Source organism: Enterococcus sp. AZ040 (assembly GCF_050499185.1).
Classification (GTDB): domain Bacteria; phylum Bacillota; class Bacilli; order Lactobacillales; family Enterococcaceae; genus Enterococcus_D; species Enterococcus_D entomosocium.
Genome location: NZ_JBMHEW010000001.1, coordinates 3,399,454 through 3,413,960, shown reverse-complemented (window position 1 = coordinate 3,413,960; position 14,507 = coordinate 3,399,454). Strand labels below are relative to the sequence as shown.

Below are 14,507 nucleotides of genomic sequence, written 5' to 3'. Positions count from 1 at the left end.
GATGAAAAACGAAAGCCAAACGATCCAAACGTTCAGCATCGCAGATGTAATCAATCCCAATCTTATCAAGATGGAAATGGAAGCGAATTCAAAAGAAGAAGCGATCACTGAACTGTCTGAACTTTTATATGAAAACCAGATAATTACCGATTTAGCAGGGTTCACCCAAGATGTCTTTGCCCGAGAAACGGAAGGAATGACCGGTATCGGACATGGCTTAGCAATCCCACATGGAAAGTCAGACAGTGTGAAAAAGACTTCTTTAGTGATCGGAAAAACCAAGCGTCCGCTTGAATGGGAGTCCATCGATGAAGCGCCCGTTCAAGTAATTATCTTGTTTGCAGTCAAAAATACCGATGCCAATACGATGCATATCAAGCTGCTGCAAAAGGTAGCGATGCTACTAGCGGATGAATCGTTTATTGATCGTCTCGTTGCGTCAGGGACCAAGGATCAAATGATGGCCTTGCTTGCAAAAGATCCAATGGCAGAAAACTAAGAAAGGGGGAGAAGAGATGAAAATCGTTGGTGTAGCTGCTTGTACTTCAGGAATCGCTCATACGTATATTGCTAAGCAAAAAATCGAAACAGCTGCGAAAGAACTTGGTCATGAAGTCCATATCGAAACCCAAGGAACCATCGGGACAGAAAGTGAATTGACGGAAGCAGCTATTCAGGCAGCTGATGTTGTCATTATTGCGGCAGATATTAAAATCGGCGGCAGAGACCGCTTTGAAGGCAAGCGAATAGTAGAAATTCCAACTAGTATGGTGATCAAAGCGCCTAAGCGTTTGCTTGAAACGATTGAAGAAAAATTAAATCAGGGATGAATCAATAAATGTTCCGACAATTCAAATTTAAAGGGGGATGAAACAAATGATGAAACAGCTGCAGTTGAAAAAACATGCCTTAACCGCCATCTCATATATGCTGCCGGTCGTTGTAACAGCTGGACTTTTGATCGCTATCGGCAATCTTGCCAACGGCACGGTCATTGAAAATTACGATGCTGCCTATACGATCCCGGATGCACTGGTCTCGCTGGGCGTTTTAGGGATGGGGCTGCTGGCGCCAGTGATCGCTGCCGCAATCGCCTATTCCATTGCCGATCGTCCAGGAATCGCTCCGGGACTCTTTATGGGACTGATTGCCAATGCGATTGGCGCAGGCTTTTTAGGGGGAATGTTAGGAGGCTATCTCGCAGGTTATCTGGTCTTATTCTTAGTAAAAAACCTTAAAGTACCACGTTGGGCACAAGGTCTGATGCCAATGATGATCGTACCGGTCTTGTCGACACTGATCGTCGGTGCTTTGATGTTCTTCGTCATCGGTGTACCGATCGTGTGGGCTACGGAGGCGTTGACTACCTTCTTAACGAATCTGCAAGGCTCGGGGAATTTCTTATTTGGAGCGATTGTCGGTGGCATGGCTGCCTTTGATTTTGGCGGACCCGTCAACAAAGTCGCCTCGCTATTTGCTGATGGGCTATTATTGGAAGGCATTCAAGAACCCGAAGCCGTGAAAATTTTAGCCTCAATGGTGCCGCCCTTTGGTGTTACGATCTCTTGGATTCTCTCTCGTCTCTTACGCCGGCCCAAATATTCTACGGAAGAAGAAGACAACATCAAGATCGCTTTTCCAATGGGTCTTTGCATGATCACAGAAGGGGTGATCCCAATCGCTGCCGTTGATCCGTTTCGTGTCATTTTTTCCTGTACGGTCGGAGCAGCCGTCGGCGGTGGTCTAAGCATGGTTTGGGGCGTCGGTTCACCGGTGCCATCTGGTGGGGTCTTCATCATTCCTGCCATGACGGATCCATTGAAATTTACCATCGCACTCTTGATTGGTTCTGCCATCACCGGTGTTTTGCTGTTTGCATTGAAAAAGGCGCCCGTGGAAACGCCGATCATGGAAGAGGAAGAAGACATTGACTTTTCGTCGATTGAAATTTCCTAAAAAAAGGAGCGAAGAAAATGTATGTATCAATGAAAGAGATGCTGCAAAAAGCCAATCGAGAAAACTATGCCGTTATGGCGATCAATTGTTTCAACCTGGAAACCGCTAAAGCAGTGATCGATGCCGCTGCAGAATCACATGCACCCATCATCGTGGATTTGCTGCAAGACCATTTAAAGACCCATCTAGATCATCGTTACTTAACCCAGCCGATCATTCGAATGGCGGAAAATGCCAATGTGGAGGTTGCCATCAATCTGGATCACGGACAGGATATCGCCTTCGTCAAACAATGTCTCCATGAAGGGTTCTCAAGCGTCATGATGGATGCCTCTATGCATCCTTTAGAAAAAAACATCGCCATCACCAAAGAGATCGTACAGTTCGCACAAGCCTATAATGCCAGTGTCGAAGCAGAAGTTGGGGACATGGGAGCAGTGGCTGGGAATCAGTTTACCAGCGATGGGATGTATACCGATCCAGAGGAAGCCATCCATTTTATTCGAGCAACCGGGGTCGACTGCCTCGCCCTTTCTTACGGCTCCAGTCATGGGGATTATCCAGCAGGGTATCGCCCGGCATTTCGCTTTGACATCGTTCAAACAATCAAAGAAGCCACTGACCTGCCGCTGGTTTTGCATGGTGGCTCGGGAGCCGGCAGAGAAAATATCTTGCGTTCCGTGGCATTAGGGATCAATAAAATCAATGTAGGGGCTGATTTTATGAAAGCCCAAAGAAATGCCCTGCACCAACAGCTGAATGCTTGTCCGGAAAGCGATTATCCGACCCTGATCCACCAAACCATCGAAGCAGGAAAAACAGTCGTCAAAGAGTATATCGAATTATCTGGATCAAAAAACAAATCACTTTAAAAAAGAATGGAGCACACTTATATGTTGATCAATATGAAACAATTACTGACCGTTGCCAAAGAAAATCAATTTGCCGTGGGTGCCTTTAACGTCGCAGACAGTAACTTCTTACGCGTCGTTATCGAAGCAGCGGAAGAAAACGATGCACCAGCCATCATTGCGGTCCACCCAACAGAATTGGCCTTTACAAAGGATGAATTTTTCCACTATGCAGTTTCCAGAGCGAAAAACAGTTCTGTGCCAATCGTGATCCATATGGATCATGGTGACAGTCTGGCGAGTATTATGCGGGCGATCCATTGCGGGTTCAGCTCAGTGATGATTGATGGGTCATTGCTGCCTTTTGAAGAAAATATTGCTCTAACAAAACAGATTACCGAGATTTGCCATCCGATTGGGGTATCTGTCGAAGGCGAGCTAGGAACGATCGGCAATACCGGAACCTCCGTTGAAGGGGGCGTCTCCGAAGTGATTTATACTCGTCCTGAAGATGCACAAGAGTTCATTGAGAAGACAGGCATTGACACACTAGCAGTTGCGATTGGAACTGCTCACGGTATTTATCCGAAAGATATCAAACCGGAATTAAAAATGGATGTCTTGCAAGAAATCAAAGATCGTGTCGATATCCCATTGGTGTTGCATGGTGGATCGGCCAATCCCGATGAAGAAATCGCTCAGGCAGTGGCAATCGGTATCCAAAAAGTAAATATCTCCTCTGATTATAAATACGCCTTTTACAAAAAATGCCGTCAAATTTTAGCTGAAACAGAATTATGGGATCCAAATGCTATTTACCCAGAATGCATTGAGGCAGCTAAAGCAGTGGTTACGCAAAAAATGACCCTCTTCAATGCAATTGGGAAAGCAGCTTTGTATCGCCAGCAAAATATCCAGCCATGGCGTAGTGAACAAAACTAAACAGCAAACAAATAATGGAAACACCCTCGAAAATCGCTAAATTGCGGCTTTTCAAGGGTGTTTTTTTATTGTGCATTCTTTTCTTGCAGCATACGAATCCCCTTTTCCTGAACCTGCCGAGCGATAAACGCCAAGTCATTCGAAGTCAGATTGATGTCTGCATAATGAAACAAGTTTTTTCTGCAGGAGGGGGTCAGATTGCCGATGATCAAATCATACGTCTCGTCCAGTTTGGTCAGAGAGAACGAGTCCAGAGGATTTAAAATCGTGATTGTTAGCTGATAAGGAATAAACTGTTGGATTTTCGTTTGGATAAATTCCGTATGATAACTATTCGTATCATAAAACAAAGCTAAGCGAAAGCCAGCATTGGCATCGATGATTTCTTTAGCGAAATTTGGGAAAGATATATGGAAAATATAAATCAGGTAATTGATCGTACTTGGTCGAATGATCGGTAAATTTGAATGGGCCAAAAGGTGAACGATGTCTTGATTGACTGCCTGTTGGACCAAATCACAGTTGTTGACAAAACGAGCAAAGCGATCATCCAAGATGCAGTAAGGAACGTGCAAGTTGATCCCAAGAAAATAAGAAAAGACCACAGCGTCGAGTTTCTCTTCAAAGTTGGTTTCATGATAGTTGTACTTTTTAAATATACGTTTGGTCATTTGATAAAACTCTTGTTTGGTCTTACGAAAGACGTTGGGGTCCTGACCAATATGGGTCGTGACATAACCGACCATTTTCTCGACGTAGGCCCGACTGTAGCCGGTAAATTCGCTCAAATCGATTTTCTCTAAGAAATATTCGACGTGGTTTCCATTGGGGTTGGAGGCGTATAGGCGATCGCGCTTCGTGTTGATATAGATCACAAAAGCGATTTTTTTGATGTCGGAAAAATAAAGCTTTAAGGGTGTCGCTGCTGCCATGATACGAGCGATTTTCAAAAAATCCTGTTCTTGGTTGATGTTGGCATCCACAAATTCATACTGGTACTTTTCTAAGAAGAAAATCAGAAAAAACTGGCGAATGTTGTGTTCATTTCCTTTTAACTGGATGGGTTTGGTCGCGATGAAGAAATCATATGGTGCCAGAACCATGTTGATCCTCTTGATCAAACGAATGATCGACGATTTGCTTAAATTTAATTCTAGAGCCAACATATCATAACTAGTGAAACTTGATGAGAAGAGTAGTTCCAATAATTGAAATGCAGAAGAGCGTGTCAAAAACTGGCTGTATACGTCTAGCCGAGTAGCAAAGGGATGCAGGTGGAGGCGAACAGCTGAATAATCGTCAAATTGTAAGTCCAGAAACGAAAATTCATTGTCGATTTCCGCGATATAGGTTTTCGCTGCAGACATTGAAATGGAAAATTTTACTGCCAAATCGTGAAGACTCGTTCCCTGATCGTCTAATAAATACTCAATCAGCTGTAGTTTCTTTTGTGTCGTAGATGATAACAATTTCCGTAACATGATTGCCCCTGAGCCCCCTTTTAAGTAAATAGTATCACGTTTTTACATGTATTCAAAAAAATTGCGTGTTGTATTTTTTTTGAATACATCCCACCCCAAAATTTTGGGAAAATAGAAGTGTGGAATAGTAGTAATACGTTTGATACAAGTAGCAAAGACCAAAATTTTTGAATCATGGGGAGGAGGCAAAAAGCAGTTGTTTGTTGGGATATCTTGCTCACTGTTGAACAATGTTATTCGTCGAGCGCTTCCGAGATCAATTGAAAAAATTTAATAAAAAAAGGAATGAACAATTATGAAAAAACAATTTTCTATCTATATATGTTTGCTAGTCTTGCTTGGCTCCATTTTTTGTGAACCAACGATCATACTAGCAGAAGCAATCAACGCAACCGAAAGTACCGAAAGAACGACTGAAACGCTGGAAAGTACCGAGCCTGAGACGGGAACGATCGATACGGAAAAAGCACCTACGGATTCATCGACAGCGGGAGCAGTTCAGTCAGAAACGAGTCAAGCAGAAGAAGAACAAGCAACCGTCCCTAGTGAAAGTCAAGCAACCCAAGCATCTTCGACACTGAATCAAAACAGCATTCAACCCCGAGCACCAGATACTGAGGCGGAAACGGAAGCTTCTACTACCGCTGAGAATCTTAGTGCCAACCTAAACGAACGGGGAGTACAACTTTTTGACAATGTCCGAATTACTGACTTAAACGATCAACCCTTCACTGCCGAAAATCCACCGATGTATAACGGCAACATCAAAATTCATTTTGACTGGTCGTTAGCAGATACGGAAGAAATTCGCGCTGGCGATTATTATACGTATCAATTACCGGAATATTTTGCTATTCATAACACCGTTAGCGGCGAATTGACCCGTTCTGGTGGGCAATCGATCGGAACCTTTACCTTAGCACTCGATGGCACGTTGACTGTTACTTTTAACGAAGCGGCACAAACACTTTCCAACCGCTCAGGGACTATCGATCTAATTACGGAATTAAGTGTGAGCACTGTCACCGAAGAAGTGACGATTCCTACCGGGATCTACGATGAAGATGGTCATGAGATCATCATTACATTGCCTATTTATGAAGTCGACATCATTAAGACTGGTAACGTGACTTCCAGCGGTTCAGTGGTTTGGGAAATTATTTTTAACCAAACCAGTCGTGAATTGCATGATGTGGTGATCACCGATAAAATGCCTCAAGGTTTGTCTTATAGTACTTCGACAGGCTACTTGTACGATGAAGCCACCGAGGAGTGGGTTCGTACCGATGGCTTATATACCTTTAACAGCGTTAACAACACGTTTACCTTCAATCAAACGGTTAATCAACCGGTTCGAATCGTGATCAATAGTGCAGTCACCGATCCAACGGCTTCTTCTTTCAAAAACACGGCAACAATCAACGGCAGCGATTTTACAGAAAAAACTGCAGAAGCAACGGTTACTTACGATGAACAATCGGAATACAAACGGTTCAAAGGCTATGATCAAGAAACGAAACGAGCATCATGGGAAATTTCCGTCACATTGGACAAAGACCAAGCCAGAGTTTTGGATCAGACCTATTCAGGAACGGATCCTGAAAAAGCCCTACATTTTTTTGTTCCAGAGACTTTGGTGATCACGGACAAAGATGGTAACTCTATCCCAGCAGAAGATTGGTCCTTTGATGGGACGTACCAGCTGGATAAAGAGGGGGAAATCGTCCGCTTTGGCATCACGTTTGCCAAAGCTGGTTACTACAAGATCCAATACGATACCCAGTTGTATGAATCTGTTCTAGCTGATACTCGTATTTACAACTACGCTTCGATCCGCGACAATCAAAATACCTCATTGACGGGCAGTGGGACAGTGACGCCAACCAAAACGATCGGTGTCGTGAAAACAGCTGGCACCAAAGACTATGAAACGAAGACTGTCGCATGGAAAATTGATGCCAATACCAATCAGCAAAAAGTCAGTGACCTAATCATCAAAGACCGCTATCAATTGATCTCTGGCGCAAACAGCAGCGCACTGGCCTTGTTGGCGGATACGCTGGTAGTGACGGCAAGCGGAGTGACCGAGCCTTTAGAGCTCAATACCGACTATACGCTAGAGCTAATCACAGAAACGAAAACGCTAGCCGATGGCTCAACGAAGGAACTTGAGACTGGTTTTCGGATCAAGCTGCAAGGGGCGTACCAAACGACCTCGGCAACGATCACGGTTAATTTCAAAACTAGCTTCGATGTTTCACAGCAGATCGCATTAGGAAGTTCTAGCAGTCGTTTTAGTAATGCAGCGTTTGTCCATTATAAAGACGAAGCCGGCAATACGTTCACGGAAGCCTCTGAATCCAATACTTGGATGGATACCAACTGGTTAAAAAATGCCTTGAAATACGGCCTATTTATTGGTGAAGGGGAAGATGTCGCCAAAGCGATTACTGCCGTATTAGGTCGGAACTTAGGAACTATTTTTGATGAGCAGACCGCCTCTAGCGATCAAGTCTATTGGATGGGGCTATTCAATACGTACAAAGAAAAAATCAACAAAGATGCAATCATCACGGACCAGCTGCAAGAAGGCCAAACCTTGAAAGACTTGGCGCTTTACACGGTCACAGTAACTGGGTATACGACGCAAGTCAGAGCACTGAAAGAGCAATTGGTGCTAAACGAGGATTACAGTTACACTTATGACCCTGACTCGAAGACAGTTACGATCACCTTGCTGAAAGAAACGTCAGAAACACTGGCGGTCTTCTTGGCAACGGAAGCAGCGGAAGAAGTATTTACCTACAAAAATACTATTACATTGACGGACAATGACACAACGTTGACTGCCGATGGCCAAGCCGATAAGTCGGCGAAAACGGACTGGTTGATGAAAAACGGTAGTCAGAATGCCGAAAACAATCGGTTGATCGATTGGGAAGTCATGATCAATGCTGACAGCCGCAAAATCCACAATGCGGTAGTGACCGATACCATCAACTACAATCAACACACCTTTTTACGAGATGCCGACGATGCCGTGATCGTAGATGTGTATGAAGCGGTCTTAAACAATGGTACGTGGGAAAAAGGAGAAAAAGTCACCTTCACCAACGAAGACAATCCGAAAATCACCTCGGATGTGGTAGCAGGGACGCAATCGTTAGTGATCGCTTTTGAAGAAATGATTGATAAACCATACTTTATCGTTTATCAAACACAACTTGACCCCGGGATTTTGAACAATGAACGGGTGACCAACAATGTCAATTTGACGGGTAGTGAGATCGAGATTCACACAGTAACCAAAGAAATCACCATCAAATCGACAGATGGCAGCGGAACGTCTTCTGGGACGAACGGTTCCTTGACGATCGTGAAATACGATGCCGATGGCACCAAAGAACGAGGGATCGATGAAGAAGCGGTTTTCCAATTAAGCCGCAAAAATGCACAAAATACCTATGAAGTCATCTTGTCGAACCTGGTGGTGAAAAACAATCAGATCATGGAAAACGGCAACGCCATTGATCGGATCGACAATCTGCGTTACGGCGATTATATGATCCAAGAAATCACCGCACCGGAAGGATACGAACGAGATGCGACTCAGTACACCTTCACTATTTCTGATAAGCAAGTCAATTATGTCTTTGAACTAGCCAACAAGCGGGAAATCAAAGAAACGACCCACGCCTTGAATGTTCAGAAGCTGCTTGATGGGCGCGAGCTAAAAGCCGGCGAATTTACGTTCCAACTAGTGGATGAAACTGGCTCTGTGATTTTAACACAAACCAATGACGGCAACGGTCAAGTTGCCTTTGACGCCATCACTTACAACGAGCCTGGCGAATATCATTACACGATTCGGGAAAAAGCCGGCGATGATCCAACCATCACCTATAGCGACAAAGAACTAAAGGTAACCGTGACCGTCACTGAAGAAGACAGCCAGTTGATTGCGAAAGCAGTCTATGAAGGCAATCAAGTCTTTGAAAATGACTATACGCCAAAAGCTGGCGAAGTGGTGCTGAGTGCTGAGAAAGTATTGACCGGCCGCACGTTGGAAGCCAACGAGTTTGCCTTTGAACTGGTAGATGAAGAAGGAACTGTTCTTCAAACAAAAGCCAATGATGCCACTGGCAAGATCTACTTTGACGCGCTCCCTTACGAGGAAGCCGGTGAGTACCACTACACCATCCGTGAGAAAGCAGGAACTGACGGTACCATCACTTACGATGCAAAAGAACTAGCGGTAGTCGTGACCGTCACCGATGAAGACGGACAATTGACCGCAGTGGCGGAATATGAAGGCAACCAAGTCTTTGAAAATGACTATACGCCAAAAGCTGGCGGAGTGGTGCTGAATGCTGAGAAAGTATTGACGGGCCGCACTCTGGAAGCCAACGAGTTTGCCTTTGAGCTAGTCGGTGAAGCAGGTAACGTGTTGCAGACGAAAACCAATGACGCAACCGGACAAATCTACTTCGATGAATTAACGTATGACGAAGTCGGCGAATACCGCTACACGATTCGAGAAAAAGCTGACGCAGATAGTACCATTACCTATGACATGAAAGAAATTGGCGTTGTCGTGAAAGTCACCGATGAAGACGGGCAACTGGTGGCAAAAGCAACGTATGATGGCAATGCGATCTTTGAAAACGACTATACGCCACAAGCTGGTAGTGTCGTACTGAGTGCCGAGAAAGTATTGACCGGACGCACCTTACAAGCTGACGAATTTGCCTTTGAACTGGTAGATGAAGAAGGAACTGTTCTTCAAACAAAAGCCAACGACGCAACTGGCAAGATCTACTTTGACGCGCTCCCTTACGAGGAAGCCGGTGAGTATCACTACACTATTCGTGAGAAAGCAGGAACTGACGGTACCATCACTTACGATGCAAAAGAACTAGCGGTAGTCGTTACCGTCACTGATGAAGACGGACAGTTGACCGCAGTGGCAGAATACGAAGGCAACCAAGTCTTTGAAAACAGCTACCAACCAAAAGCTGGCAGTGTCGTACTGAGTGCCGAAAAAGTATTGACCGGCCGCACGTTGGAAGCCAACGAGTTTGCCTTTGAACTGGTAGATGAAGAAGGAACTGTTCTTCAAACAAAAGCCAATGATGCAACCGGACAAATCTACTTTGACGCTCTCGCCTATGAGGAAGCTGGCGAATACCGCTATACCATCCGTGAGCAAGCAGGAAACGATGGCACCATCACTTACGATACGAGAGAACTGGCAGTAGTCGTTACCGTCACCGATGAAGACGGGCAATTGACCGCAGTGGCGGAATATGAAGGCAACCAAGTCTTTGAAAACAGCTACCAACCAAAAGCCGGCAGTGTTGTACTAAGTGCCGAGAAAGTATTGACCGGTCGTACGCTACAAGCAAATGAATTCGACTTTGAACTAGTCGATGAAGAAGGGAACATTCTTCAAACAAAAGCCAATGATGCAACTGGCAAGATCTACTTTGACGCGCTCCCTTACGAAGAAACAGGTGAGTACCACTACACCATTCGTGAGAAAATAGACAGCGATGGCACTATCACGTACGATACAAAAGAACTAGCGGTAGTCGTTACCGTCACCGATGAAGACGGACAGTTGACCGCAGTGGCAGAATACGAAGGCAATCAAGTCTTTGAAAACAGCTATCAACCAAAGGCTGGTAGTGTCGTATTGAATGCCGAGAAAGTCTTAACTGGTCGTACACTACAAGCAAATGAATTCGATTTTGAACTAGTCGATGAAGACGAAACTGTACTTCAGACAAAAGCCAATGATGCAACCGGACAAATCTACTTTGACGCTCTCGCCTATGATGAAACAGGTGAGTACCACTACATCATTCGTGAGAAAGCAGGAACTGACGGTACCATCACCTACGATACGAAAGAACTGGCAGTAGTCGTAACGGTCACCGATGAAGCTGGACAGTTGACGGCAGTGGCGGAGTACGAAGGCAGTCAAGTCTTTGAAAACAGCTACCAGCCACAAGCTGGCAGTGTCGTACTAAGTGCTAAGAAAGTCTTGACGGGTAGAGACTTGCAAGCCAACGAATTCATATTTGAATTAGTGGATGAAGCTGGAAAGGTTCTGCAAACCCAACGCAATGACGCAAATGGAACGATTACCTTTGATGTATTGACGTATGACGATGCTGGGGAACATCGTTACACGATTCGTGAAAAAGCTGGCAATGACGCAACGATCATCTATGATGAAACCACCTATCAAGTAACGGTCACAGTCAAAGATCAAGCAGGAAAATTAGTGGCTGAAGCGGAACAAACGGCAGAGATGGTATTCAACAACCGTGTCAAAGAAGGCAAAACAACGAAGCCGGGCACTGGCAATTTACCGAAAACCAATGACACCACGACCGCTGGTTGGGTCGTCTTGGGACTGTTGTTAGTAGTGATCGCAGTAGGCATCTACCTTGATCGCAAAAAACGGACGCCGTTATCATAGGCAGGGGAAGCAACAGAGCAGAAAGAGAAAGCGGGATGAGGCCAACTTGTCCCGCTTTTTCCTGCCTTGTTTTTCTTCACTTCAAAGAAAAAAAGCGTCAAAAGTATGAAATGCTAGGAAGCGAACAATCAGCAAACCAAGACTCAAGAAGGGGACGAAGGGCAACTGCGCCAATCGTTTCTTCCAAATGCCTTGATAGCTAAAAAAAGCGAGGAGCCCAAGACTACTGGCTACCAGTAAGAGGGCCAAAAGGGTCGTCGGCGTTAGCCAAATACTCCAGCCTGCCAGCACTAAGAGATCGCCGCCGCCCATTTTTTCCTGCCAGACAAAAAAGACCAGTGGAACCAGCAAGCCTAAAGACAGCCATTGAAAAGAAGCGCCGCTTCTAAGCTGTGCCAGCGCGAGAAGCAGGTGGGAGGGGTACAGCAGTTGCGGGTAGACGCTATAGTCTATCAAGTCGGTCAAGCTGAGTAAAAAGGCACTGGTCAGCCAGACAAAGGTCAGGAAGCTTTCGGAATCATGAAAGGCAACCCCGCAAAGTCCGCCATAGCACAAGCAGGCGAAAACCCAATAAAACGGGGGTGAAAGCCATCTTGTAGGAAGGAGAAGAAACCAATGGTTATCCGAAACTTTGTTCACTTTCTGGTAGTGAGAACGAGAATCACTTTTTGGCAGATTCCAAAACAGGGTTTGTAAGAGCAAAAGCCAAAAGAAGCCGAGTAAAGCGCCTAAAAAAAACACGAAAATCGTCATTTTTCGTCCCCCCTTATAAAGAAATACGTAAGAGAGTGAGAAATTTTCTCAAATAGATGATTTTGTTGTACTTTTTAATTGTTTCGTATTATCCTTAAAATAGATAATTTAGAGGAGGAATCGTTATGAAATTTGAACAAACAAAAGAAGTATTAAACCAACTTGTTGCTGATTTAAGCCAAATGGCTATGGTCGTTCACCAAACACACTGGTACATGCGTGGACCTGGCTTTTTGACATTGCATCCAATGATGGACGAATTCATGGATGATCTAAATGAGCAATTGGATGAAGTTTCTGAACGCTTGATTACATTAGACGGTTCACCATATTCAACTTTGCGTGAAATGGCTGAACACACTCAAATCCCTGATGAAGTGGGTAACTGGGACCGCACGATTCCAGAACGCTTAGCTACATTGGTGGAAGGTTACCGTTACTTAGCGGACTTATACCAAAAAGGGATCGAAGTATCTGGTGAAGAAGGCGACGATCCAACCCAAGATATCTTCATCGGCTTCAAAACAGCCATCGAAAAACGTATTTGGATGATCCAAGCGCACTTAGGCGAAGCGCCATTGATCGATCCAGCGAAATCTCGCGTACGTCATTAATCAACAAAAAACCAGCGAAGAATTTTCTTCGCTGGTTTTTTTACTTGCCCGCCAATAATGCTTTAGCGGCTTCAATTTGCTGTGCCACTTGATCAAAACCGGTGCCGCCATAAGAATGACGATTTTTGACGGCGGTATAGGAGTCAAGTTTTTCAAAAATATCGCTGTCGATGGCAGGATGGATCGCTTGGTATTCTTCCAAGGAAACATCTTGCAGATAGATGCCTTTGCTTAAACACTCGCTGACAAGTTTGCCGACGATCTCATGGGCTTGTCTGAAAGGCACGCCTTTGCCAGCTAAGTAATCCGCTAATTCTGTTGCGTTGGAAAAATCCTTTTCAGTGGATTCTTGCATTCGTGCTTGATTGACCTTCATCGTTGCGATCATGCCTGTCATGATCTGCAAGCTTTTCGTGATGGTTTCGGCACTGTCAAACATGCCTTCTTTGTCTTCTTGGAAATCTTTGTTGTACGCCAACGGCAAGCCCTTCATGACCGTCAAAAGGCCAAAGAGATTCCCATAGACACGTCCTGTTTTTCCACGGATCAGCTCCGCCATGTCAGGGTTTTTCTTTTGAGGCATAATGGAGCTGCCGGTGGAGAAGGTATCGGTCAGTTCCACGAATTGGTACTCGTGGCTGCACCAAAGAATCAGCTCTTCACAAAAACGAGACAGATGCATCATCAATAAAGAGGCGTTGCTTAAAAATTCCAAGATAAAATCACGATCGCTGACCGCATCTAGGCTGTTGCTGTAAATATTGCTGAACCCTAACTCTTGAGCAGTGAAAGCACGATCGATAGGGAAGGTAGTTCCTGCCAAAGCAGCACTGCCTAAAGGCATCACATCGATGCGGCTCAAACTCTCACTGAAACGCTCTTGGTCACGCGTCAGCATACTGTAATAGGCTAAGAGGTGATGGGCAAAAGAAATCGGCTGTGCATGCTGCAGATGGGTATAACCGGGCATGATGGTGTAGATGTTGGCTTCGGCTTGTAAAACCAGCGCTTCTCGCAATTCAGCGATCAAGGCGATCACCTCTTGCACGACTTCTTTCAAATACAAATGCATATCAGTCGCCACTTGGTCATTACGACTACGGGCAGTATGCAATTTGCCTGCCACGGGTCCAATCAATTCATGCAAGAACGTCTCGATGTTTAAATGGATGTCCTCATTTTCAATCGTGAAGGTCAATTCGCCAGCGGCTAATTGCTGCTGAATCGTGGTCAAGCCGCCAATGATCGCTTCGCCATCGGGCTGACTGATGATGCCCGTATGGACCAGCATTTTGACATGTGCCAAACTGCCAAGAATGTCTTGCTTTGCTAACTTTTGATCAAACGTGATGGAAGCCCCAAAAGCATCGATCCATGCTTCGTTTTTCCCATCGAAACGTCCGCCCCATAATTTTGCCATATT

At 45.0% G+C, this 14,507-nt stretch carries 10 protein-coding genes; 7 read left to right on the top strand and 3 right to left on the bottom strand.

Annotation, left to right across the window (positions count from 1 at the left end):
• The first annotated feature begins 1 nt into the window (after position 1).
• Genes IGK63_RS15710 through IGK63_RS15690 form a run of 5 tightly spaced genes read left to right on the top strand, consistent with a single transcriptional unit; the run spans position 2 to position 3,749 of the window.
• A complete protein-coding gene (locus tag IGK63_RS15710) occupies positions 2 to 499 on the top strand; it encodes a PTS sugar transporter subunit IIA (RefSeq protein WP_005230355.1) in 498 nt (165 codons plus the stop codon).
• A gap of 16 nt (positions 500 to 515) precedes the next feature.
• Positions 516 to 830 (top strand): PTS fructose transporter subunit IIB, encoded by a 315-nt coding sequence (locus IGK63_RS15705; protein WP_005230357.1) that lies wholly within the window; start codon positions 516 to 518, stop codon positions 828 to 830.
• A 46-nt stretch (positions 831 to 876) separates the two neighbouring features.
• Complete coding sequence (locus IGK63_RS15700; protein ID WP_034871967.1) at positions 877 to 1,956, top strand: PTS fructose transporter subunit IIC; 1,080 nt, start codon at positions 877 to 879, stop codon at positions 1,954 to 1,956.
• Positions 1,957 to 1,973: 17 nt separating this feature from the next.
• Positions 1,974 to 2,828, top strand: coding sequence for a class II fructose-bisphosphate aldolase (locus IGK63_RS15695; protein ID WP_034871969.1), 855 nt, complete (start codon positions 1,974 to 1,976; stop codon positions 2,826 to 2,828).
• A 21-nt stretch (positions 2,829 to 2,849) separates the two neighbouring features.
• Positions 2,850 to 3,749: a ketose-bisphosphate aldolase gene (locus IGK63_RS15690; protein WP_034871971.1), complete on the top strand. Its 900-nt coding sequence runs from the start codon at positions 2,850 to 2,852 to the stop codon at positions 3,747 to 3,749.
• Positions 3,750 to 3,814: 65 nt separating this feature from the next.
• On the opposite strand, the gene IGK63_RS15685 is transcribed toward IGK63_RS15690, so the two are convergent.
• On the bottom strand, positions 3,815 to 5,230 hold the full coding sequence (locus tag IGK63_RS15685; protein WP_016612083.1) for a helix-turn-helix domain-containing protein: 1,416 nt from the start codon (positions 5,228 to 5,230) through the stop codon (positions 3,815 to 3,817).
• A gap of 295 nt (positions 5,231 to 5,525) precedes the next feature.
• On the opposite strand from IGK63_RS15685, the gene IGK63_RS15680 reads away from it, so the two are divergent.
• Positions 5,526 to 11,717, top strand: coding sequence for a Spy0128 family protein (locus IGK63_RS15680; protein ID WP_429972544.1), 6,192 nt, complete (start codon positions 5,526 to 5,528; stop codon positions 11,715 to 11,717).
• 81 nt (positions 11,718 to 11,798) lie between these two features.
• Here the strand turns inward: IGK63_RS15680 and IGK63_RS15675 are convergent, their stop codons facing one another.
• Positions 11,799 to 12,470, bottom strand: coding sequence for a prepilin peptidase (locus IGK63_RS15675; RefSeq protein WP_016613039.1), 672 nt, complete (start codon positions 12,468 to 12,470; stop codon positions 11,799 to 11,801).
• A 125-nt stretch (positions 12,471 to 12,595) separates the two neighbouring features.
• On the opposite strand from IGK63_RS15675, the gene IGK63_RS15670 reads away from it, so the two are divergent.
• Positions 12,596 to 13,084 carry a Dps family protein gene (locus tag IGK63_RS15670; protein WP_005230382.1) on the top strand — a complete coding sequence of 163 codons (489 nt, stop codon included), beginning with the start codon at positions 12,596 to 12,598 and terminating at the stop codon, positions 13,082 to 13,084.
• Between the two features lie 40 nt (positions 13,085 to 13,124).
• Here the strand turns inward: IGK63_RS15670 and argH are convergent, their stop codons facing one another.
• Positions 13,125 to 14,504 (bottom strand): argininosuccinate lyase, encoded by a 1,380-nt coding sequence (argH, locus tag IGK63_RS15665; protein ID WP_016613038.1) that lies wholly within the window; start codon positions 14,502 to 14,504, stop codon positions 13,125 to 13,127.
• Between the last annotated feature and the right edge of the window lie 3 nt (positions 14,505 to 14,507).

Coding starts and splice junctions, on each gene's coding strand:
- IGK63_RS15710 (WP_005230355.1), top strand. CDS start 2: ATGAAAAACGAAAGCCAAACGATCCAAACGTTCAGCATCGCAGATGTA.
- IGK63_RS15705 (WP_005230357.1), top strand. CDS start 516: ATGAAAATCGTTGGTGTAGCTGCTTGTACTTCAGGAATCGCTCATACG.
- IGK63_RS15700 (WP_034871967.1), top strand. CDS start 877: ATGATGAAACAGCTGCAGTTGAAAAAACATGCCTTAACCGCCATCTCA.
- IGK63_RS15695 (WP_034871969.1), top strand. CDS start 1,974: ATGTATGTATCAATGAAAGAGATGCTGCAAAAAGCCAATCGAGAAAAC.
- IGK63_RS15690 (WP_034871971.1), top strand. CDS start 2,850: ATGTTGATCAATATGAAACAATTACTGACCGTTGCCAAAGAAAATCAA.
- IGK63_RS15685 (WP_016612083.1), bottom strand. CDS start 5,230: ATGTTACGGAAATTGTTATCATCTACGACACAAAAGAAACTACAGCTG.
- IGK63_RS15680 (WP_429972544.1), top strand. CDS start 5,526: ATGAAAAAACAATTTTCTATCTATATATGTTTGCTAGTCTTGCTTGGC.
- IGK63_RS15675 (WP_016613039.1), bottom strand. CDS start 12,470: ATGACGATTTTCGTGTTTTTTTTAGGCGCTTTACTCGGCTTCTTTTGG.
- IGK63_RS15670 (WP_005230382.1), top strand. CDS start 12,596: ATGAAATTTGAACAAACAAAAGAAGTATTAAACCAACTTGTTGCTGAT.
- argH (WP_016613038.1), bottom strand. CDS start 14,504: ATGGCAAAATTATGGGGCGGACGTTTCGATGGGAAAAACGAAGCATGG.